Genomic DNA, 20,494 nt, shown 5'->3' on the forward strand with positions numbered 1-20,494 from the left:
TAGAAGTTCGGAATCTACGGTCGCGTGTCGCTGCGTCTCTCCATATCTGCGCGGCGAGAAGCCTGGGCAATCAGTTCTGCGGTGGCCAGTGCGACTTCCATGGGCTGAAAAGCACTGACAGTGGCGCGGCCGATGTTGCCGAGGGGCAGTCGACCTGTCAGATGTCCCAGGGGCACCAAGGCGAGGCGAAATAGCTGGCCGGCCACCTCACCTCCGTCGCGCTGGCGCACGGCCTCACGCAGCATTAGGGCATGCGTCTGCAGGTGTGGGACGAACTGTCCTTGTCCGACCACATGGGCGGCCTCAAGCAGTTGCCAGCGGTGGTGTGTGTTCCTCGACGGTGTTTCCTCCAGCATGGCGAAGAGAACAGACAAGGTCTGGGCAGGTCCCGAGAGTCCGGCATTCATGGCGTTCATACCTCGTGGGTAGCCAGACGGGCTGCGGTCTGCTCGACTGGTGCAGGTTGTACTCGGCGCAGCAGGCGCAAGCCGTTGCCCACCACCAGAAGACTGGCACCCATGTCCGCGAACACCGCCATCCACATCGTTGCACTCCCAAACACCGCCAGCACGAAGAAGACCGCCTTGATGGCGAGCGCCAGGCTGATGTTCTGCCACAGGATTGCATGCGTCCGGCGGCTCAGCTGGATCGTCTCAGCGATGCGACCCAGGTTGTCATTCATGATCACGACGTCGGCCGCTTCCATCGCCGTGTCGGTGCCGGCACCGCCCATGGCAAAGCCAATGTCGGCCTGGGCCAATGCCGGTGCGTCGTTGATGCCGTCGCCCGTCATGGCGGTCGGGCCGTAGCGCTCGCGCATGGCCTTGATGGCCGAGAGCTTGTCTTCCGGTAGCAGCCCGCCGCGGGCATCGTCGATGCCTGACTCGCGTGCCACTGCCTGCGCGGTGGCCGTGTTGTCGCCCGTCAGCATGGCCGGGGTGACGCCCAATTGCTTGAGCTGCGCCACCGCTGCCACTGAGCTGGCCTTGATGGTATCGGCCACGGCGAACAGGCCGAGCACACCGGTGTCGTCCGCCAACAAGGTGACGGTGCGACCTTGCGCTTCATGCGCCATCAACTCGGCATCGAGCTGTTCGTCGGACTGGTTGCGTTCGCGGATGAGGCGGTGGTTGCCCAAAACCATTGCCCGGCCGTCCACCGTGCCTTCAACGCCACGGCCCAGCAACGCCTTGAACCGATCGACTTCCGCTGCCGCGCCTTCGATGCCCGCCGCAATGGACCTGGACACGGGGTGGTCGGAACGCGCAGCGAGGCTTTTTGCCCAGCGTTGGGCCTGACCTTCGTCCGTCGCCCTCCATGCCTTGAACGCCACCAGTTTCGGCTTGCCCTCGGTCAAGGTGCCCGTCTTGTCCAGTGCCACGGCCTTGAGCAGGCGGGCATCTTCGAGGTAGGTGCCACCTTTGATCAGGATACCGCGGCGTGCGGCTGCTGCGAGGCCACTCACCACGGTTACCGGCGTCGAGATCACCAGAGCGCAAGGGCAGGCGATCACGAGCAGCACCAGTGCCTTGTAGATGGCGGTCAGCCATGGCCAGTCGAGCAGCAAGGGTGGCAGCACGGCGACCGCCAGTGCCATGGCGAAGACGGCGGGTGTGTAGATCGCGGCGAAGTGGTCCACAATACGCTGCGTTGGCGCGCGGGTGCCTTGTGCTTCCTCCACGGCGTGGATGATGCGCGCCAGGGTGGAGTTGCTGGACGCCGCCGTCACGCGAAACTCAAGCTCGCCGTTTTCGTTGATCGTTCCCGCGAACACCTGGCTGCCCGGCTCCTTGTCGACCGGGATGCTCTCGCCAGTGACAGAGGCCTGGTTGATGCTGCTGTTGCCTTTGGTCACCACGCCGTCGAACGCGACGCGCTCGCCGGGCTTGACCCGTGCGATAGCGTTCAGTGCCACCTCGGTGGCCTTCATGCGGTTCCAACTTCCGTCCGGTTGCAGGATTTCCGCGTCGTCGGGTGCCAGGTCCACGAGGCCCTTGATGGCATTGCGCGCGCGGTCTACGGCACGCGCCTCAATGAGCTCCGCGATGGAGTACAGCGCCATCACCATGGCGGCTTCGGGCCACTGGCCGATGACGAATGCTCCCGTGACCGCGACCGACATGAGGGCATTGATGTTGAGCTTGCCGTGCCGCAGCGCGTTCAAGCCCTTGGTGTAGGTTTCAAGCCCTGCCAGCCCGATCGCGGCGGCAGCGACCACCATGCCCAGCACGGTCCAGACCATGGTGTCCGGGGCGAAGTAGGAGATGACTTCGGCGACCGTCGCGAAGACCAGCGCGGCGGCGTAGCGCGCGTAGCTGGCACCAGGTGCGTGGTCATGTGTGTGGTCGTGATCGTGGGCGTCCGTGCCGACTGCGGTCGGCGCCGTCAGGGTCTCGGGCTTGAAGCCGGCCTTGCGGATGGCGGCCAGGGCGGCGGTGACGGCATCTTCGGCGCCATCGATCCGCAGCGTCCGCTGGTTCAGCCGAAAGTGCAAACCACGGATGCCAGGGATGGGCTCGACCACCCGGCGAATTTCGGACTCTTCGACCGTGCAGTCCATCGTGGAGATGCGGAAGGTGTTGGGCGCTATCGACTCACTGTCGGCCTTCCCACTAGCTGTCTGAACTGGGGGCGCACAGCAACTCGCCACAGGGGTGCTGCCCCGCAGCGCAGAGGCAGCAGCAGGTGCGCAGCAGGCATCCGCGTTAGAGGAAATTGGCGCTGCGACCGGTATGCAGCATGCGGCGCTGCCACAGGAGTCGATAGACGCCTCGTTCTGTGCGTGTTTTGGTCTGGTCATGATGTACTCACTCTCTGGAATAAAAAGGATTGCACACCTTGTACCCACTACAGAGTCAAGCCATCTAGTACGCCTGCGAAGCTGTCCGCGATCACCCACGTCACCGTCTTGTTATAAATTCCTACAATAGTTCAACATTTATTGAATGGTTGTATTGGTATTTTGACTTCCCAACAGAAAACCGCATGAAGGTTGGCATCAACGGCATGGGCCGCATCGGACGTCTGGCGCTATGAGCCGCCACGCGCAGGCAATCGGCTGGAGATGGTGCACCTCAACGAACTCAAGGGCGGTGCCGCCGCCACGGCGCACCTGCTGGCTTTCGACCGCGTGCAGGGCAAATGGCGAGCGGACATCGCCGCCGAGGGCGAGGACACCTCCGCATCGATGAGCCGCGGATGTCGTTAAGCACCCACGGCACGCCAGCAGAGGTTTCCTGGGGCGATCTCGGCGTGGACCTGGCGTTGGAGTGCACCGGAAAGTTCCTCACACCCGAGACGCTGCAGGGCCATTTGGGCCGGGGCGCGAAGCGCGTGATCGTGGCCGCGCCGGTGAAGGTGGGTGGTGTGCTCAACATCGTCGTGGGCGTGAACCACGCAGTACGAGCCCTCTCGCGACCACATCGTCACAATGGGCGATCGGCATCCGCCACGGCCAGATCACCACGCCGCACGACCCGACCAACACCAACCAGGTGGTGGTCGCGCCGCATAAGGGGCTATGCCGCGCCCGCAGGGGGTATGCCGAGATACGGCCAAAAATGAATACGAATGGACTCTCCTGAGGTCTTCGCACAACGGGTGTGAGAATCGAAGAGGAAGCAAACTTTAACCAGCAAGGAGAAGTCCATGAGTGCAATCGTGCGTGTGGGAGTCGATCTGGCCAAGCGAGTGATCCAGGTCCATGCCGTAGATGCCAAAGGCCGGGTTGTGGCAAACAAGCCGCTTCCCCGAGAGCGATTTGCCGCGTGGTGCGTGCAACTGCCGCCAGGCTGTCTCGTGGCCATGGAAGCGTGCTCGGGAGCTCACCACTGGGGTCGCAAGTTGCGAGCGATGGGCTTGGACGCTCGTCTGATCGCCGCCGCATTCGTCACGCCATTCCGGATGGCCGGGCGCAGCGGCAAGAACGACGCGGCCGATGCCGCGGCGATCTGCGAAGCTGCCTCCCGGCCCAGCATGCGGTTCGTTCCGATCAAGACGGTCGATCAGCAAAGCGTGCTCACGTTGCACCGCCTGCGCGAAGGCTACAAAGAAGAGCGAACCGCCTGCATCAACCGAATCCGAGGTTTGCTAGCCGAGTTCGGTCTGGTGGTCGCCCAAAGTCCGAAGGCGCTCCGTGAGAAGCTCAGCGAGTTGCTTGAAGACGCCACCAACGAACTGGGAACGCTGGCCAGGCTGTCGCTGCAGAGGGCCCAAGAGCATTGGGCCGAGCTGGATGAACACATTGCGTGGTGTGATGCGCGGGTTGCAGCGCACGTCAAATCCGACGCGCAGGCGCAAGCCGCAGCCCAGCTTTGCGGGATCGGGCCGTTGACGGCCTCAGCACTGATCGCCGGCGTCGGTGAATTCAAGCAATTCAAGAGTGCGCGCCAATTCGGTGCCTGGTTGGGCTTGGTCCCACGACAGAACTCGAGCGGAGGCAAGACCAATCTGGGCAGCATCACCAAGCGAGGCGATGACTACCTGCGCACCCTACTGATCCAGGGCGCCCGTTCGGCCATGATGTCGGCCCATCAGCGCGATGACCGGATGTCTCGTTGGGTGCTGCAGTTGCGCGAGCGGATAGGCTGGCAAAGGGCTTTGATCGCGCTGGCCAACAAGCACGCGCGAATCGTGTGGGCGGTGCTGGTCAAAGGCAAAGCTTTCGACGCCGATCACGTTCCAATCAAACCCACAGGGGGCCTCGCCGCATCGTGACCCAGCTGAGGCGTCCAGATTTTGAAGTTTCTCGACGACGTGCGCTAGAAGATGCATCCCACAGGTCAGACCGGCAGCAGGCGAACTCGGTTAAGTATCTGTCGCACCAATTGCGGTGACGACGAAAAATGAATGGAGTCCTGCTGAGCGGTTCGTATCTGGGCCCGCACCGAAAGGTTGCAACAAGGCCGTTTGTAGATGTGCAGTCTGTTCCATGTGTAGGGTGTTTGCTGGCAGATGTCGAGAATAAAAAGTGACTCCTTTATTGCTTGGAGTGTTAAGTATCAAAATCGCCCGTATCTCGGTGGGCCGTAGGGGCGCCATCGACAGGCAGAAAGAAGTGTTGAAAAGTTGGAAAGTCCTTGTAGATACTTAAGCCATTTGCATCTAAGTCGGGTGCAAGTCTTCAAGAAGTTGGCATAAAGTGCTTTGGTCGCCCAATCATGTCCGGGCGATCCCTCTGGTTGAAATCCAACCGCGCCAACAGCCCTGCCGATGCATCAACGTAGCCACCATCCAACGCGTCTTGGACTGTGTGCTCAAAGCATTTCATACGCTGTACAGCGTATGGTTGATGCTCAGCCAAGGCTGGTTGACAGTCAGTAGTCTATAAACTACAGTTCGACTATCAATGATCGAATTAAAACAAACAGAGACATTCAGGAAGTGGCGAACGCGGCTCAACGACGAACGAGCGCGCATCTTGGTGGCGTCCCGACTGGACCGCCTCGCCTTTGGTCTTGCGGGCGATGCGGAACCCGTGGGGCAGGGAGTCAGCGAATTACGTATTCACTATGGCCCTGGATACCGCATCTACTTCCAGAAGAGAGGAAGCACGATCATCGTCTTGCTGTGCGGCGGTGACAAAAGCACGCAAGCGAAGGACATCAAGGCTGCAAAGCGCCTGGCTGAAGCATGGAGCGAATGAAATGGCTGAAAAACTGACTACCTATGATCCCGCCGAGGACCTGACTTCTGACGAAGCAATTGCGATCTTCATGGCGGAAGCGTTCCAGACGAATGACGCTGGCTATATCGCGCACGCGCTGGGGGTCGTCGCGCGCGCCAAGGGAATGGCCCAGATTGCAGGGCAAACCGGGCTTTCTCGCGAGCAGCTTTACCGCTCTTTCAGCGAGAATGGCAACCCTACCTTAAAGACGACTCTGGCGGTCATGAAAGCCCTGGGTATCGAGCTGACCGCCAAAGTTCCGGCTGCCGCATAACCGTCTGACCGCCAACCATCAGGCGCGAAGCGCATGTGCATCATGCAGCGCGTGAAGTCGTGGGTACGGGTAAGGCATGGCATACCAACGCTTGGCGCGAAAGTATCGTGCTGGTGCGCCACTAGCGTTTGAGCACGGTCTTCGTTCTGGGCCGTTTCACGAGTGCCCCTGGTTCGACGGCCTCCTTGGGAAGGCGTGTCTTGAGATCGACCAATAAGTCAGTCATATCTTTTCGCAACTGCTCTTGGTGCGAGTGCGCCATCTGCAGCTCCTCGCGCGCAGAAAGGGTCTCGCGGGCCAGACCGGCGTTCTCGGCGATCAGGGCGCTGAGTTGCACCCGAAGCGACTGGGCCTGCTCGTGCGAATCTGCCAACCCCTTGGCCGCTTTCTTGTTTTCATCCGCGAGCAAAAGGGTGACGCACTTGAGTTCCTGTCGCGTCCTATCGACGTCCTCCAACAGCCGCCGTTCTTGAGCGGCCGCTCGTTGTTCCAGGCGCTCCCGCTCCTGTCGTTGCTCCTCGTTCAGCGCATCGAGCCGACCACGCTCGACCTGCAGCGCTTGCGTTGCCGCGGCACGTTGGGTACGCACGGAATCAATTTCGGCGTCCCGGCCCGCCAGCCCTTTTTGCAGGTCGGTGACCTGGCGCATCAGATCGGCAATCTGGTGGTCCTTGGCCTGAAGTGCGGTGTCCAGCGCTTCCGAGCGCTCGTTCAACCGTTGCTGTTCTTGATCGAGGGCGACTCGCTCGGCCGCGAGCCGCTCAACTAACTTTTCCAGGGCGTCTCGATCGACCTGTACGATTGCGCCGCCTGCTCCTGGGCATGCTGCTGGGCGCGACCCCACAGCGTCTTGGCCGCCCGCAAAACCGGTGCCGGCAGGGGACCCTGCTCCCCCTCGCCTTCATTGTCACCAGCCAGTAGCTTGGCCAACGAGGCGTACCAGGCGTCAAGCCATGGGCGCCACGGTGTTCGGCGACCCCCGGCCCAGGTGCGCGCGCACGCGCTCGATCGTGGGCCGCTCGCCCTGCGCGAGCACGGCATCGGCCGCGCTCCAGACTTCATCGACCTGGACGCCCCGCGGGACTCTCGTACTTTTCATTTGCATCGCCCTGCTCCGGTGGTTAAATTACCAACGATAAGATATAGTTATCGACACCTATCTCCCTGACAGTCCGAAGGAGTGGGAGCATTTTTGTCGCTTCACAACGCCTACCGGGCGCCTGCCCGCACTCCAGAAAACGTTTGCGCTACGGCTGCAGACACTAGTCAATGTGACCTCGCGCGCACTTTCTCTGCGGGACTTTTGCGGGACTGGGCTCTGAAATACATGTCTAAACAGGCTAGTTTTTGTACAATGAGTAGACATGGAATTCTTATAAATCAACAACTTACGGATGATCTGGTAGCTACGAACCAAGGGGTCGTGGGTTCAATTCCTGCCAGCCGCACCATATAAAAACCCGCAGCCAAAAGCTGCGGGTTTTTTCTTTTCCGTCGAAGGTGTGCAGCATGAGCAAGGCATTCACCCGCGAAACCGACTCGGACGATGACGACGACCTGTCGTCCGTTGCTCCAGCCCCTGGCGGCAAGAACTACATCACCAAGCATGGGTACGACCGTCTGCGCAGCGAGTTGTTTTCCCTGATCGATGACGAGCGACCCAAAATCGTCGAGATCGTGCACTGGGCGGCCAGCAACGGAGATCGTTCTGAAAATGGCGATTACCTGTACGGCAAGAAGCGCCTGCGGGAGATTGATCGCCGAATCCGGTTTCTGACGCAGCGACTCGAGATCGCAGAAGTCGTCGATCCCTCTTTGCACCATGGTGGTGACCACGTTTTTTTTGGGGCGACCGTCACCTACGCAGACGAGGCAGGGAGCACCACCACTGTCACGATCCTGGGGGTGGACGAAGCGGACAGTGCGCAGGGGCAGATCAGCTGGATATCGCCGGTAGCGCGCGCATTGCTCAAGGCGCGCGTGGGCGACATCGTGCGTCTGGTTGTGCCTGGCGGTACCCAGGAGCTGGAAATCCTTGAGGTGTCCTACCCGGCAGCGCCACCGGCCCTCGCTTGACCGGTGGTCAGGGCTTGTAGCGCTGGGCCTTGAGGACGGAGGTGGTGCGCTTGAGGCTGCGCAAGACGTCCGCCAGGTGCTGACGGTCGCGCACAGCGACAGAAAAGCGGATGTCTGTTGCCGTTTGCGCCGGCTCATCGCCCATGTCCACGTGGGTGATGTCCGCTTCCGCCGCTGCGATGCTGGATGCCACCCGAGCCAGGACGCCCTTGCCATTGGTGACGGTTACGACCACGGTGGTATCGAAAGAGCGCACGGGCTCATCCGCCCATTCCACTTCCAGGAAACGTTCGCCATCGCGCAACAGGAGGCGCTTGCCGGTCGGGCAGTCTTCTGCGTGCACTACCAAACCTTCGCCGCGGCCCAGGTATCCGACGATGCGATCACCCGGAATGGGTTTGCAACAGGGTGCGTACTGCACGGACACGCCTTCACTGCCATCGAGCGTGACGACACCCTGCGATGCCGACTCATCCCTGCCACTGGCGTAGCGTTCGGTGCTGATCAGAAGCGCGTCAGGTTTGAGGCCCGTTTCGGCCAGCAGCACGGCGAGCTTCTTGCCGACCATGCTGGCAATGCGCTTGCCCATGCCGATGTCGGACAGAAGTTCGTCGCGGGCCTTGTTGCCTGTGAAGCGCAGCAACTTTTCCCAGGTGGCATGGTACGGGCCTTCCTCAGCCGGCAGGGTCGCGATGCCTTCGGACCGGAGCGCCTGACTGAGCATGCGTTCACCGAGTTCGTGCGACTTTTCTTGCGCCACTGTTTTGAGGTGGTGGCGGATTTTCGAACGCGCTCGACCCGTCTTGACGAATGACAGCCAGGCCGGGTTTGGTTCTGCTTTGTCGGCCGTGACGATCTCCACCACATCGCCATTGGCGAGCTCGGTGCGCAGCGGGCGTTGCTCGCCATTGATCCGGGCAGACACCGTGTGATTGCCGACGTCGCTGTGGATGGCGTAGGCGAAGTCCATCACCGTGGCACCTCGTGGCAACGCCATGATCTTGCTCTTCGGAGTGAACACGTAGACAGCGTCCGGGAAGAGGTCGATCTTGATGTGGTCCCAGAACTCGGCGGCGTCACGCGTTTCCTGCTGAATATCCAGCAGCGACTGCAACCACTGGGTGCCCAGGCGCTGCGAGGTGTCGCTGTTTGGCTCGCTGGCCTTGTAGAGCCAGTGCGCGGCCACACCCGACTCCGCTACAACGTCCATGGCATGCGTGCGCAGCTGGAACTCGATGTTGGTACCAAAGGGGCCGATCAGCGTCGTGTGCAAGGACTGGTAGCCATTGACTTTGGGGATGGCGACATAGTCCCGGAACTTGCCAGGCAGCGGCTTGTACAGCTGATGCAGCACCCCCAGCCCGGTGTAGCAGTCGGTCAGCTCGGGCAGCACGATCCGAAAGCCATAAATATCCGTCACCTGTGAAAACGACAGGTGCTTGCTGTCCATCTTGCGATAGACGGAGTAAAGCGTCTTTTCCCGGCCCATGATGCGCACGCTCATACCGTGTCGCACGAATTCGGCTTCGACCTCCCGCTGCACACGAGAGATGAGATCCCTGCGGCGATTGCGGGACTTGTTCAAGGCTTTGGAAAGCACCTCGTAGCGCCATGGATGCAGAAACCGGAATGCGAGGTCTTGCAGTTCGCGGTACGTGAAGTTCAGGCCGAGCCGGTGCGCAATCGGCGCATAGATTTCCAGGGTTTCACTGCTGATGCGCTGCCACTTTGAGCGTGGCATGTCGCCCATGGTGCGCATGTTGTGGGTGCGGTCGGCCAGTTTGATCAGGATGACCCGAACGTCTTTGGCCATGGCCAGAAGCATCTTGCGGAACGACTCGGCCTGGTTCTGTTCCCGTGTGTCGAACTCCAGCTTTTCCAGCTTGGTCAGACCATCCACCAGCTCTGCCACGGGTGCACCAAAGCGCTCCACCAGCTCTTCTTTTGTGACGCCGCAGTCTTCGATGGCGTCGTGCATCAGTGCCGCCATCAGGGCCTGTGCATCCAGTTTCCATTCAGCGCACTGTGCGGCAACCGCGATGGGGTGCGTGATGTAGGGGTCGCCGTTTTTGCGCAGCTGCCCCAGATGCGCCTCATCGGCAAATCGGTACGCCTGGCGAATGTGTTCGATATCCGTCGCGCTGAGGTAATCGAGTTTTCCGAGGAGCGCCGCGAAACTGGCGGCAGCGGCGCTCGCGGCCGGGTGCGCCTGCTCGGCAGTGGGCAAAAGGGTGCCGCTATCGGCCTCGGTCGTCATGGGTGTACTTTAGCGCGAGACGCTGCGGCCCGCTGACGCGTGCACAGAGTCTGTGCATCTGCGTGGCTGGCCTGGGTACACCCGAAAAAAAAGCACCGCCATGCGGTGCCTTTTTGAGGGCGGAAAGTGCCTGGCCTCAGAGGGGAACCTTCTTGAGCATTTCCAGGCCGATCTTGCCGTCTGCAATTTCACGCAGTGCGGTCACGCCGGGCTTGTTCTTGCTTTCGATCTTGGGCGCATGTCCTTGGCTCAGCATGCGTGCGCGATACGTCGCAGCCAGCACGAGTTGAAAGCGGTTGGGGATCTTTTCCAGACAATCTTCGACGGTGATGCGTGCCATGGGCGGGCTCCGGGAAATGGGCGATGAATCAGAGGATGTTGAGCGCTTTGAAGGTATCGCTGCGGGCGATACGCTGGGCGGAGAACTTGAGCCGCTGTGCATGGACGATGGCCTTGAGGTCAAACAGGGCCCGCTCGAACAACTCGTTGATTATAACGAAGTCGAATTCTTTGGCATGAGACATCTCGCTGGCAGCGTTCTGCAGCCGCAACTCGATGACCTCGGCCGTGTCCTCTGCCCGCCTTTCCAGTCTTGAGCGCAGCTCTTCCCAGCTGGGCGGCAAGATGAAGATCAGCACCGCGTTGGGGAAAATGCGTTTGACTTGGATGGCGCCCTGAAAATCAATTTCAAGAACCACGTCGGCACCCTGTGCCATGCGCTGTTCGATCGCCATCTTCGAGGTGCCGTAGCGATTGCCATGCACCATCGCCCATTCCAGGAAGGCGCCCTGAATGACCATCTGATCGAACGTTTCTTTGCTTACAAAGTAGTACTCGCGACCGTGCAGTTCCTGGCCCCGAGGGGCGCGGGTGGTGTGCGAGACCGAGGGCACGACGCGCGAGTCCAGCTCCATCAATGCCTTGACCAGACTGGACTTGCCTGCGCCACTGGGCGCGGCAACCACAAACAGATTTCCGGGGTATTCCATGTTTATTCGATGTTCTGGACCTGCTCGCGCATCTGCTCGATGAGGACCTTCATGTCTACTGAAATGCGCGTGAGTTCCAGGTTGGAGGACTTTGAACCCAAGGTGTTGGCCTCACGGTGCAATTCCTGAATGAGGAAGTCCAGGCGCTTGCCGACTTCAGCCCCCTTTTTGAGCAGGCGCTCGATTTCGGTCAGGTGCGAGTCGAGGCGGGTGAGTTCTTCGGCCACGTCGATTCGGATGGCAAAGGCGGTTGCTTCAGTGAGCGCGCGGTCGTGCGCCATGTCTGAGGTCACGCTGCCACCCGGCGCTGTGTGGGCGGTGCCGGCGCCCAGGGCTTCGTTCCAGCGGTCGATAAAACGCTGGCGCTGTTGCGCGACGAGCTGAGGAATCAGGGGCTGGGCGTCCTTGGCGAGTTGGCGGAGCTGGCTCAGGCGGTCCAGCAGCATGGTGCTCAAGCGTTTGCCTTCGCGTTCGCGGGCAGACGTCAGTCCGTCGAGCGCGGTTTGAGCCAGGGCTACGAGGGCGTTGTTGAGCTCGCCCGGGTTGCCTTGCTGGCGAGAGGTGAGTTGCAGCACCTCTGCAACGCTCAAGGGGGCTGCAGTGGGCAGCCAGGCGCGCACGTTGTCCTGCAGTCCGACGAGCTTCTGAAGATCCAGTGCACTCGGCTGGCGCGGCACGCTGTCGGCTCTGCCTTCGATCCAGGCGCGCACCTCCACCTTCCCTCGTTTGAGCCGTGATGCCAGCAGTTCGCGCAGCGCCGGTTCGGTGCCACGCAGGTCGTCTGGCAATTTGAAGGTGAGGTCGAGAAAGCGGCTGTTGACCGAGCGGATTTCCAGGCCCACACCCGGCTGGGAATCGCGGCTGGACTCGCTGCTGGCCGGGGCTGCAGGCCCTCCTGAGTGGGCCGTGGCGTAGCCGGTCATGCTGTAAACTGCCATTGAACTTTGCCCATCAGGGTGATCGGTCCAAAACGAGGCGTTCCGGAAGCCATCCGAATTATGTCAAAGGTCAAACCCGCACCGCTGCCGCCGGACACCGTGATCGGTGGTTACCGCATTGTTCGCAAGTTGGCGGCTGGTGGTTTTGGTGTGGTGTACCTCGCGGTGGACACCGAGGGGCAGCAGGTCGCTGTCAAGGAATACCTGCCGTCATCGCTGGCCTCGCGTGGCCCTGGCGAATTGCTCCCCCAGGTGCAGCCTGAGAAGCTCTCGCTGTACCGCCTCGGCCTCAAGAGCTTCTTTGAAGAAGGGCGCGCGCTGGCCCAAATCTCTCACCAATCCGTGGTGAGCGTGCTCAATTTCTTCCGTGAGAACGAGACGGTTTATATGGTCATGAATTTTCTGGAGGGGGCATCCCTGCAGGAATTCATCATCACGGCGCGCGAGCTCAAGAAGCAGAAGGTGTTTCGCGAGTCGACCATTCGGTCGCTCTACGACGAAGTGCTGCGCGGTTTGCGCATCGTGCACCAGCACAAGATGCTGCACCTGGACATCAAGCCCGCCAACATCTTCGTGACCGACGACAACCGCTCGGTGCTGATCGACTTTGGTGCCGCCCGCGAGGTGCTGAGCAAGGAAGGCAATTTCATCCGGCCGATGTACACGCCTGGCTTTGCCGCGCCCGAGATGTACCGGCGCGATTCCTCCATGGGCCCCTGGACCGACATCTATGCCATCGGCGCCTGCATCTACGCCAGCATGCAGGGCTATCCGCCCAACGATGCGCCGCAGCGGCTGGAAAAAGACCGTCTTTCGCTGGCACTGTCGCGTTTGCGCGGCGTGTACTCGGACAACCTCATCGAGGTGGTGGAATGGTGCATGTCGCTCGACCCGTTGTCGCGCCCTCAGTCGGTGTTCGCTCTGCAGAAAGAGCTGAGCCGTGAAACGGAACGCAGCTACACGAAGCTGACTGTCGCCGAGAAGATGCGGCTGCAGTTCGACAACATCGTGTCGGACAACAAGAAGTCGTTGCGCAAATCCACCAACGCGGCCACCAAATTTCGATGAAGTTTTCGGTCTACCAGATCAGCCGCCAAGGGGGCCGGGAGCGGAATGAAGACCGAATGGGGTATGCCTACACCCGCGAGTCTGGTCTGTTCGTGCTGGCCGACGGCATGGGCGGACACCCCGAAGGCGCGATGGCCGCACAGCTCGCCTTGCAGACCTTTTCGGCGTACTTCCAGAAGGCGGCCAACCCGACGGTGCGCGAAGTGCCCGAGTTTCTCTCCAGCGCCTTGATGGCCGCCCACCATCAGATCATTCGCTACGCGGCTGAAAAAGGCATGCTCGACACGCCGCGCACGACGTTGGTGGCTGCCGTGATGGAGCGCAACCACGTGCACTGGGTGCACTGCGGCGACTCGCGGCTGTATGTTGTGCGCCATGGCGAGATGCTGACGCGAACGCGCGATCACTCCTATATGGAGCAACAGCAGCATCTGGGTCGCGCGACCGACCACATCAACCGCAACATCCTTTTCACGTGCCTGGGTTCGCCGGCCAAGCCCGTGTTTGATCTCTCCGGCCCCGTTCACCTGATGCAGGGTGATCGCGTGCTGCTGTGTTCGGACGGGCTGTGGGGGACGGTCAGCGATGAGGAGATCACCTCCGAATTGTCCAAGCGACCTCTGGAGCAGGCGGTGCCGGAGCTCGTGGAAATGGCACTCAAGCGTGGCGGGCCGCGTTGCGACAACGTCACCGTGCTGGCGATGGAGTGGGAGACGGCCGACGAATTCCAGTCGACGCGCGTGTCAACCGAAGACATTGACGACGGTGTGTTCGCGTCCACCATTCAGTCGGGCATACCCGACCCGTCCATTGAAGACATGGACGACGCCGCCATTGAAAAATCGATCGCCGAGATCAATGCGGCGATCCGCCGCACGGCCGAGCGCAATTCCTGAACTTTCGAGGTTTCCCATGAGCGATATGTCCCGACCCGGCCAACGGGCGGCCGATGCGTTGCGCCCTGTGCGCATCACCCGCCACTACACCATCCACGCCGAGGGGTCGGTGCTGATCGAGTTCGGCGACACGAAGGTGCTGTGCACCGCTTCGGTGGAAGAGAAGGTGCCGCCCCACAAACGCGGTAGCGGCGAAGGCTGGGTGACGGCGGAGTACGGCATGCTGCCGCGCGCCACCCACACCCGCAGCGACCGCGAGGCGGCCAAGGGCAAGCAGAGCGGGCGCACCCAGGAGATCCAGCGCCTGATTGGTCGCTCGTTGCGCGCGGTGTTCGACCTCAAGGCACTGGGAGAGCGCACCATTTCGCTTGACTGCGACGTGATCCAGGCCGACGGCGGCACGCGCACGGCCAGCATCACCGGCGCGTTCGTGGCGGCGCACGATGCCGTGTCCAGGCTGATGGCCGACGGCAAGCTGGTGAGTTCACCGATCAGGGATCACGTGGCTGCGATTTCCGTGGGCATCCTGAAAGGACAGCCGCTGCTGGACCTGGAATACGTGGAGGACTCGGCCTGCGACACCGACATGAACGTGGTCATGACGGGCGCAGGGCATTACGTGGAGGTGCAGGGCACCGCCGAAGGTGCGGCTTTCACGCGCCGCGAAATGGATGCCTTGCTCGGGCTGGCAGAGAAGGGCGTGAGCGAGCTCGTGATGCTGCAGCGGCAAGCGCTGGGCTTGTCGAAGCCATGAAACTGGTTCTGGCCTCGAACAACGCCGGCAAGCTCGCCGAGTTGCAGGTGCTGTTTGCACCGCTCGGCGTGGAGCTGGTGCGCCAGGCGGACCTGAACATTCCCGAGGCGCCCGAACCGCATCGCACCTTCATTGAGAATGCCTTGGCCAAAGCGCGCCATGCTGCGCGGGAAAGTGGCCTGCCTGCGCTGGCCGACGATGCGGGTCTGTGTGTCGAAGCCTTCGGCGGTTTGCCAGGCGTGGATACCGCGTACTACGCCACGCAGTTTGGCTACGACAAGGGCGACCAGAACAACGTGCGTGCGCTTCTGGAGCAAATGGCCCATGTCACGGACCGCCGCGCCGCGCTGGTGAGCACGCTCGTGGCCCTGCGCAGCGCGGACGATCCTGAGCCGCTCGTGGCCACGGGCCGAGCGCCTGGGCTCATCACGCAGGCGCCGATCGGCGATAACGGGTTTGGCTTTGACCCGGTGATGTACCTGCCAGACTTCGGAGCGACGTTTGCGCAGCTGCCCACCGAAGTCAAGAACGCCAACAGCCATCGGGGTCGTGCCGCACAGCAGATGCTGGAGCTGATGCGTGCGCGCTGGTTTGCGTCTGCGTCATGAGCGAGTCGTCTGGTGTGCCGATGTCGTGGCCCGCGGGGCGCGCAGCGGCCGCAGCGCCGGCGCAAGTGGCGTGGAACGATGTGCGGCACTGGATGCGCCCGGGCACGCTGCAGCTGCAGAGCCTGCCGCCGCTCTCGTTGTACATCCACTTGCCGTGGTGCCTGAAGAAGTGTCCGTATTGCGACTTCAACTCGCATGAATGGAGCGCCACGGCGGAGCCAGGACAGACACTGCCCGAGGCCGCTTACCTGGATGCCCTGCGCGCAGACCTCGCGGCTTCGTTGCCCTTGATCTGGGGGCGCACGGTCCACAGTGTGTTCATTGGCGGGGGCACACCCAGCCTGTTTTCACCGGCATCGATTGATCGGTTGTTGGGCGATGTGCGCGCCATGCTGCGCCTGGAAGCCGATGCCGAGATCACCCTGGAGGCCAACCCGGGCACCTTCGAAAAGGACCGCTTCCGCGCCTTTCGCGAGGCGGGGGTCACGCGGTTGTCCGTCGGCGTGCAGAGCTTCAACGACGGTCACCTGAAGGCATTGGGACGGGTGCACGACCGCGACCAGGCCATGGCCGCGGTCGAAGAAGCCGCGCAGGCCTTCGACACGTTCAACCTCGACATCATGTACGCGCTGCCGGGGCAGACGCTGGCCGATTGCGAGGCCGACATGCGCACCGCGTTGTCGTTTGCACCGCCGCACATCTCGATCTACCACCTCACGCTCGAACCCAACACCTACTTCGCCAAGTACCCGCCCGCCTTGCCGCCTGAAGACGAAGCCTGGGACATGCTGGACCGCATCACCGAGCTGACGGGACAGGCCGGCTTGCAGCGCTACGAGGTCTCGGCCTACGCGCGCGCGGGGCACCAGTGCTGGCACAACCTGAACTACTGGCAGTTCGGGGATTACCTCGGCATTGGTGCGGGTGCGCACAGCAAACTCAGCTTCGCGCACCGCGTGGGCAGGCCGGTGCGCGTGCGCGAGCCGCGGCTGTACATGGAACGTGCGTTGGCCGGCGATGCGGTGGTGAGCGCTGATGAGGTGGCGCGCAAGGCGCTGCCGTTCGAATTCATGCTCAATGCCTTGCGCCTGAAGCAAGGGTTCACCTTGCTGCAATTCATGGAGCGCACGGGGCTGCCGCTGTCCGCCATCGGGGCGGCGCTGGAGCAGGCGGAGCGCAAAGGCCTCATCGGGCGCGACGCCACGCGCGTTTGGCCCACCGAGCGCGGCTTCGACTTCCTCAGCGACCTGCAGGCACTGTTTCTGGCTGACTGAGCGTCAGGCCGCGGCCGGCGCTGCCTGCAGGCTGAACCCCACGCGCGTGATGCCGCCACTGGACTCCGCCGCAGGCAGTCCGTCGTGCATGCGGGCAATGGCGGCAACGATGGACAGGCCCAGACCGTGGTGCGGCTTCTCCATCTCGCAGCGCGCGGCGTCTGCGCGGAAGAATCGGTCGAACAAACGCGGCAGGTGTTCCGGGTCAATGGAGGGACCGGCGTTTTCCACCCACAGCCGCATGCCGCCGCCGCCGACCTCGCGCGCGATGCGCACGCACAGCTGGGAGCCTTCGTCTGCATAGCGGATGGCGTTGCCCAGCAAGTTGGACAGGGCACGTTTGACCAGCGGCTCGTCCACCGGCAGCTTCGCGTCGCCTTCAATAACGACACTCAGGCCGCGGTCCTCCATCGGTGCTTCGTGGAATTCAACCACCTGGCGCACCAGCTCGGCCATGCTCACGGGTGCTCCGCGCCGCGCCTTCACGCCGCGGTCGGCCTGCGCCAGAAACAGCATGTCGTTGACGATGGCGGCCATGCGATGCAGCTCTTCCAGATTGGAATGCAAGGTGTCTTCGAGTTCGGCCGCGCTGCGCTCTCGGCTGAGCGCGACTTCGGTGTGGCCAATCAGGTTGGCCAGCGGCGTGCGCAGTTCGTGTGCGACATCGGCGTTGAAGCCCTCGAGTTGCGCATAGGTGCGCTCCACGCGGTGCATCAAACCGTTGAACTGATCAATGAGTGGCTGAAGTTCTTCAGCCGATTCGGGCAGAGCCAGACGCTGGCCCATGCGCCGCGCGTCGATCGCCTTGGTTTGTGCGGCCAGATCGAGCAACGGGCGCAAGCTGCAACGCACGCGCCAGAAGGTGCCCCAGCCCACCAGGGCCGCGCCCGCGAGCACGGCGCCCACGAGCAGCAAGGCCATGCGCTTGGCGGTCTTGGCGTCTTGTGAGCAATCCAGAACCAGCTTGCCTTGCAGCACGCCGCTCGTCTGTGTGGGCACAGTGAAATCCATCCCGCGAGCCGTCGTGTGTGTCACGTCAAACGTGGGCGCGGCATCGCGGTAAAACGCGCTGCCGTCGGCACGCTGCACCTGAACAAACGTGCCAGGACGGCGCTCGGCAAGCCATGCCAGCTTGGCCTTCACTTCGGCCTCTCCACCGCTGGTGTCGGCCTCGCGCATCACGTCCACCAGCACGCTGGTGTAGCTGCGCAGCTCTTCCTCGTGCTTGGCCACGAAGAGCATCGAGGTGGCGCCGTAGATGAAAGCCAGCAACACGCCCAGACCGATCACGGTCTGCACCGCGAGCAGGATCGAGAGCCGCCGGCCAATGGAGTAGGTGCACGGGGCTTCAACAGGCTTGTCGAGCAACGCAGGTGCCGCGTTGTTCAACGCCGTGGTGGTATTCATGCGCGTTCCTCGAGCACATAGCCCATGCCGCGCACGTTGTGCAGCAGCTTGGGTTTGAAAGGGTCGTCCATCTTGGAGCGCAGGCGGCGCACGGCGACTTCCACCACGTTGGTGTCGGAGTCGAAGTTCATGTCCCACACCTGCTCGGCGATGGTGGTGCGCGAGAGGATCTGCCCCTTGCGCCGGGCCAGCAAGGCCAGCAGCGAAAACTCTTTGGCCGTGAGGTCCAGCCGCTGGCCCGCCCGCCAGGCCTTGCGGCTGAGGAGGTCCATCTCGAGGTCGCACAACGTCATGCGTGTGGTGGCGGTTTCTGCCACTGCGGCAGGGCCACGCCGCAGCAAGGCTCCCACGCGGGCCAGCAGTTCCGAAAAGGCAAACGGTTTGACCAGGTAGTCGTCTGCCCCGGCCTGCAGGCCTTGCACGCGGTCTTCCACGCGGTCGCGCGCAGTGAGCATCAGCACCGGCGTGTTGCGCTTCTCGCGCAGCGCGGCCAGCACACCGAAACCATCGATGCCCGGCAACATGATGTCGAGCACCACCAACTGGTAGTCGCCCTCCAGCGCAAGGTAACGGCCTTCGATGCCGTCGCGTGCGACGTCCACGGTATAGCCGGCCTCGGAGAGACCGCGCTTGACGTAGTCCGCCAGCTTCGATTCGTCTTCAATGACCAGCACGCGCATGGAAAGGGGCAGGGCAAGAGGGTTGGGACACAAGGCCGCGAAACGGCCTCACACGAGCCCAGATTGTCGTGGAACTGAGGGTTTTCATGCATTACGAATCCGTAATTCTCACGTTCGGAAAACGACAGACCCGGTTTTTAAAGTCTCTCCTGTGCCGAACAAGACGGCGCTGACAAGTCTCTCCATCAACTGCTCAAGGAAACATCATGAAACTCTCTACCCGCATCCTCCTGCCCCTCATGCTCACCGCTGTTGCTGGCGCCGCCATGGCCCAGAACGCTCCCCTGACCCGCGCTGAAGTGCAGGCCCAGGCGATCGCCGCCCGCGACGCCGGCCAGCTGCCCGACACCGACATCGTGTCTTTCAACGTGCCCGCAGGTTCTTCCAGCCTGAGCCGCGCTGAAGTGATCGCCGAAGCGCGCGCTGCCCGTGATGCAGGCCAACTGGCCGATACCGACATCGTGAAGTTTGAAGTGCCCGCCGGTTTCGAGAAGACCCGCGCACAAGTGCTGGCCGAGCTGAACGAAGCGCAGCGCCTGGGCCTGGTGGACACGTCGGATTCCAAGTACCCCGTGATCGCCACCCCGCAGCAAGCTGAGCTGGTGCGCCAGGCTGGTCTGCGCGCTGTTGGCGACGGCACCACCGTTGGCCTGCTTCAGCAGTGATGATGACCCACTTGGCGAGATGGCTTGGTTGCAACTGACTGACCCTCCAAGCCATCTCGCCGGGCTGGCGTCTCTGATGCGCTACTCAGAAACACCAACGGGCCTCATGGGCCCGTTGGTGTTTTTGTATGTGGCGGAGACTGTGAGATTCGAACTCACGGACCCTTGCGGGTCGGCAGTTTTCAAGACTGCTGGTTTAAACCGCTCACCCAAGTCTCCGCAAGCGATTGCAAGGGCGCGATTTTAGCCTGCTGGCGATTCAGGCTGGCAAGGGCTCGCGCGTTTCGCTGCGCAGCATGCCGCGGGTTTCGATGAAGCGCACCACGTCCTGCACACCAGCCAGTGTCTTGAGGTTCGTCATCACCCAGGGCCGGCGGGTGGTGTCCGGGCGCATGCGCGCGGTGTCGGCTTTCATCACCTCCAGGTCGGCGCCCACGTGGGGAGCGAGGTCGGTCTTGTTGATGACGAACAGGTCGCTCTTGGTGATGCCGGGGCCGCCCTTGCGCGGAATCTTCTCGCCAGCGGCCACGTCGATCACGTAGATGGTGAGATCGCTGAGCTCCGGGCTGAAGGTGGCGGCGAGGTTGTCGCCACCGCTTTCGATGAACACCACGTCGGCGTTGGGGAACTCGCCCAGCATGCGGTCGATGGCTTCCAGGTTGATGGAGGCGTCTTCGCGGATGGCGGTGTGCGGGCAGCCGCCGGTTTCCACGCCCATGATGCGGTCGGCCGGCAGCGCACCGCTCACCGTGAGGATGCGCTGATCCTCCTTGGTGTAGATGTCGTTGGTGATGGCGATCAGGTCGTAGTGCTCGCGCATGGCTTTGCACAGCATTTCCAGCAAGGTGGTCTTGCCCGAGCCCACCGGGCCACCAATGCCCACGCGCAGGGGCGGCAGCGACTTGGTGCGGTTCGGAATGTGGTGCAGGGCGGTCATGGTGTC

General features: G+C 62.3%; 22 protein-coding genes and 1 tRNA gene. 11 read left to right on the forward strand and 12 right to left on the reverse strand.

Features of this window, described 5'->3' with window-relative positions; translation table 11 throughout:
• Positions 1–14: 14 nt before the first annotated feature.
• On the reverse strand, positions 15–416 hold the full coding sequence (locus tag KXJ60_RS08415; RefSeq protein WP_291126250.1) for a DUF3703 domain-containing protein: 402 nt from the start codon (positions 414–416) through the stop codon (positions 15–17).
• Complete coding sequence (locus KXJ60_RS08420; protein ID WP_291126326.1) at positions 413–2,734, reverse strand: heavy metal translocating P-type ATPase; 2,322 nt, start codon at positions 2,732–2,734, stop codon at positions 413–415. The genes KXJ60_RS08415 and KXJ60_RS08420 overlap by 4 nt, the downstream gene beginning before the upstream one ends.
• 330 nt (positions 2,735–3,064) lie before the next feature.
• Between KXJ60_RS08420 and KXJ60_RS08425 the strand changes: the two genes are divergently transcribed.
• The 4 genes from KXJ60_RS08425 to KXJ60_RS08440 all read left to right on the forward strand — a co-directional run bounded on the left by KXJ60_RS08425 (position 3,065) and on the right by KXJ60_RS08440 (position 5,939).
• Entirely contained in the window at positions 3,065–3,208 is a 144-nt protein-coding gene (locus tag KXJ60_RS08425) for a hypothetical protein (protein WP_291126252.1), read from the forward strand.
• Positions 3,209–3,648: 440 nt separating this feature from the next.
• A complete protein-coding gene (locus tag KXJ60_RS08430) occupies positions 3,649–4,716 on the forward strand; it encodes an IS110 family transposase (protein ID WP_291126254.1) in 1,068 nt (355 codons plus the stop codon).
• 631 nt (positions 4,717–5,347) lie between these two features.
• The gene (locus tag KXJ60_RS08435) at positions 5,348–5,644 is read left to right on the forward strand and encodes a type II toxin-antitoxin system RelE/ParE family toxin (RefSeq protein WP_291126255.1); all 297 of its coding nucleotides are present in this window, start codon (positions 5,348–5,350) and stop codon (positions 5,642–5,644) included.
• Position 5,645: 1 nt separating this feature from the next.
• A complete protein-coding gene (locus KXJ60_RS08440; RefSeq protein ID WP_291126258.1) occupies positions 5,646–5,939 on the forward strand; it encodes an addiction module antidote protein in 294 nt (97 codons plus the stop codon).
• Positions 5,940–6,060: 121 nt separating this feature from the next.
• Here KXJ60_RS08440 and KXJ60_RS08445 read toward each other — a convergent pair whose 3' ends face one another.
• Both KXJ60_RS08445 and KXJ60_RS08450 read right to left on the reverse strand, forming a co-directional pair.
• Positions 6,061–6,654, reverse strand: coding sequence for a hypothetical protein (locus KXJ60_RS08445; RefSeq protein ID WP_291126260.1), 594 nt, complete (start codon positions 6,652–6,654; stop codon positions 6,061–6,063).
• Between the two features lie 231 nt (positions 6,655–6,885).
• Positions 6,886–7,044: a DNA-binding protein gene (locus tag KXJ60_RS08450; protein WP_291126262.1), complete on the reverse strand. Its 159-nt coding sequence runs from the start codon at positions 7,042–7,044 to the stop codon at positions 6,886–6,888.
• Between the two features lie 404 nt (positions 7,045–7,448).
• Between KXJ60_RS08450 and greB the strand changes: the two genes are divergently transcribed.
• Positions 7,449–8,015: a transcription elongation factor GreB gene (greB, locus tag KXJ60_RS08455; protein ID WP_291126264.1), complete on the forward strand. Its 567-nt coding sequence runs from the start codon at positions 7,449–7,451 to the stop codon at positions 8,013–8,015.
• Between the two features lie 7 nt (positions 8,016–8,022).
• Here the strand turns inward: greB and KXJ60_RS08460 are convergent, their stop codons facing one another.
• The 4 genes from KXJ60_RS08460 to KXJ60_RS08475 form a co-directional block, all read right to left on the reverse strand.
• Positions 8,023–10,272, reverse strand: coding sequence for a bifunctional (p)ppGpp synthetase/guanosine-3',5'-bis(diphosphate) 3'-pyrophosphohydrolase (locus KXJ60_RS08460; protein ID WP_291126266.1), 2,250 nt, complete (start codon positions 10,270–10,272; stop codon positions 8,023–8,025).
• A gap of 136 nt (positions 10,273–10,408) precedes the next feature.
• Positions 10,409–10,612: a DNA-directed RNA polymerase subunit omega gene (gene rpoZ, locus KXJ60_RS08465; RefSeq protein WP_068171949.1), complete on the reverse strand. Its 204-nt coding sequence runs from the start codon at positions 10,610–10,612 to the stop codon at positions 10,409–10,411.
• 28 nt (positions 10,613–10,640) lie between these two features.
• Complete coding sequence (gmk, locus tag KXJ60_RS08470; protein ID WP_291126270.1) at positions 10,641–11,261, reverse strand: guanylate kinase; 621 nt, start codon at positions 11,259–11,261, stop codon at positions 10,641–10,643.
• Positions 11,262–11,263: 2 nt separating this feature from the next.
• A complete protein-coding gene (locus KXJ60_RS08475) occupies positions 11,264–12,199 on the reverse strand; it encodes a YicC/YloC family endoribonuclease (RefSeq protein WP_291126272.1) in 936 nt (311 codons plus the stop codon).
• A 60-nt stretch (positions 12,200–12,259) separates the two neighbouring features.
• On the opposite strand from KXJ60_RS08475, the gene KXJ60_RS08480 reads away from it, so the two are divergent.
• The 5 genes from KXJ60_RS08480 to hemW are packed head-to-tail and all read left to right on the forward strand — an operon-like array spanning position 12,260 to position 16,799.
• Positions 12,260–13,267: a serine/threonine-protein kinase gene (locus KXJ60_RS08480; protein ID WP_066268004.1), complete on the forward strand. Its 1,008-nt coding sequence runs from the start codon at positions 12,260–12,262 to the stop codon at positions 13,265–13,267.
• On the forward strand, positions 13,264–14,163 hold the full coding sequence (locus KXJ60_RS08485) for a protein phosphatase 2C domain-containing protein (RefSeq protein WP_291126274.1): 900 nt from the start codon (positions 13,264–13,266) through the stop codon (positions 14,161–14,163). The genes KXJ60_RS08480 and KXJ60_RS08485 overlap by 4 nt, the downstream gene beginning before the upstream one ends.
• 16 nt (positions 14,164–14,179) lie before the next feature.
• Entirely contained in the window at positions 14,180–14,917 is a 738-nt protein-coding gene (gene rph, locus KXJ60_RS08490; protein ID WP_291126276.1) for a ribonuclease PH, read from the forward strand.
• The gene (rdgB, locus tag KXJ60_RS08495; RefSeq protein ID WP_291126278.1) at positions 14,914–15,525 is read left to right on the forward strand and encodes an RdgB/HAM1 family non-canonical purine NTP pyrophosphatase; all 612 of its coding nucleotides are present in this window, start codon (positions 14,914–14,916) and stop codon (positions 15,523–15,525) included. Before rph ends, rdgB begins: the two co-directional genes overlap by 4 nt.
• Positions 15,526–15,545: 20 nt before the next feature.
• On the forward strand, positions 15,546–16,799 hold the full coding sequence (gene hemW, locus KXJ60_RS08500; RefSeq protein ID WP_291126328.1) for a radical SAM family heme chaperone HemW: 1,254 nt from the start codon (positions 15,546–15,548) through the stop codon (positions 16,797–16,799).
• A gap of 3 nt (positions 16,800–16,802) precedes the next feature.
• Here hemW and KXJ60_RS08505 read toward each other — a convergent pair whose 3' ends face one another.
• Together KXJ60_RS08505 and KXJ60_RS08510 are read right to left on the reverse strand one after the other, a co-directional pair.
• Entirely contained in the window at positions 16,803–18,206 is a 1,404-nt protein-coding gene (locus KXJ60_RS08505) for a heavy metal sensor histidine kinase (RefSeq protein WP_291126280.1), read from the reverse strand.
• The gene (locus KXJ60_RS08510) at positions 18,203–18,886 is read right to left on the reverse strand and encodes a heavy metal response regulator transcription factor (RefSeq protein WP_291126282.1); all 684 of its coding nucleotides are present in this window, start codon (positions 18,884–18,886) and stop codon (positions 18,203–18,205) included. Before KXJ60_RS08510 ends, KXJ60_RS08505 begins: the two co-directional genes overlap by 4 nt.
• 206 nt (positions 18,887–19,092) lie before the next feature.
• Between KXJ60_RS08510 and KXJ60_RS08515 the strand changes: the two genes are divergently transcribed.
• A complete protein-coding gene (locus tag KXJ60_RS08515; RefSeq protein ID WP_291126284.1) occupies positions 19,093–19,551 on the forward strand; it encodes a DUF4148 domain-containing protein in 459 nt (152 codons plus the stop codon).
• A gap of 131 nt (positions 19,552–19,682) precedes the next feature.
• Here KXJ60_RS08515 and KXJ60_RS08520 read toward each other — a convergent pair.
• Positions 19,683–19,770: transfer RNA gene (locus KXJ60_RS08520), tRNA-Ser, on the reverse strand.
• 40 nt (positions 19,771–19,810) lie between these two features.
• Positions 19,811–20,488 (reverse strand): urease accessory protein UreG, encoded by a 678-nt coding sequence (gene ureG / locus KXJ60_RS08525; RefSeq protein ID WP_291126286.1) that lies wholly within the window; start codon positions 20,486–20,488, stop codon positions 19,811–19,813.
• Positions 20,489–20,494: the final 6 nt, after the last annotated feature.

Source organism: Hydrogenophaga sp., assembly GCF_019264445.1.
Lineage (GTDB): Bacteria > Pseudomonadota > Gammaproteobacteria > Burkholderiales > Burkholderiaceae_C > Hydrogenophaga.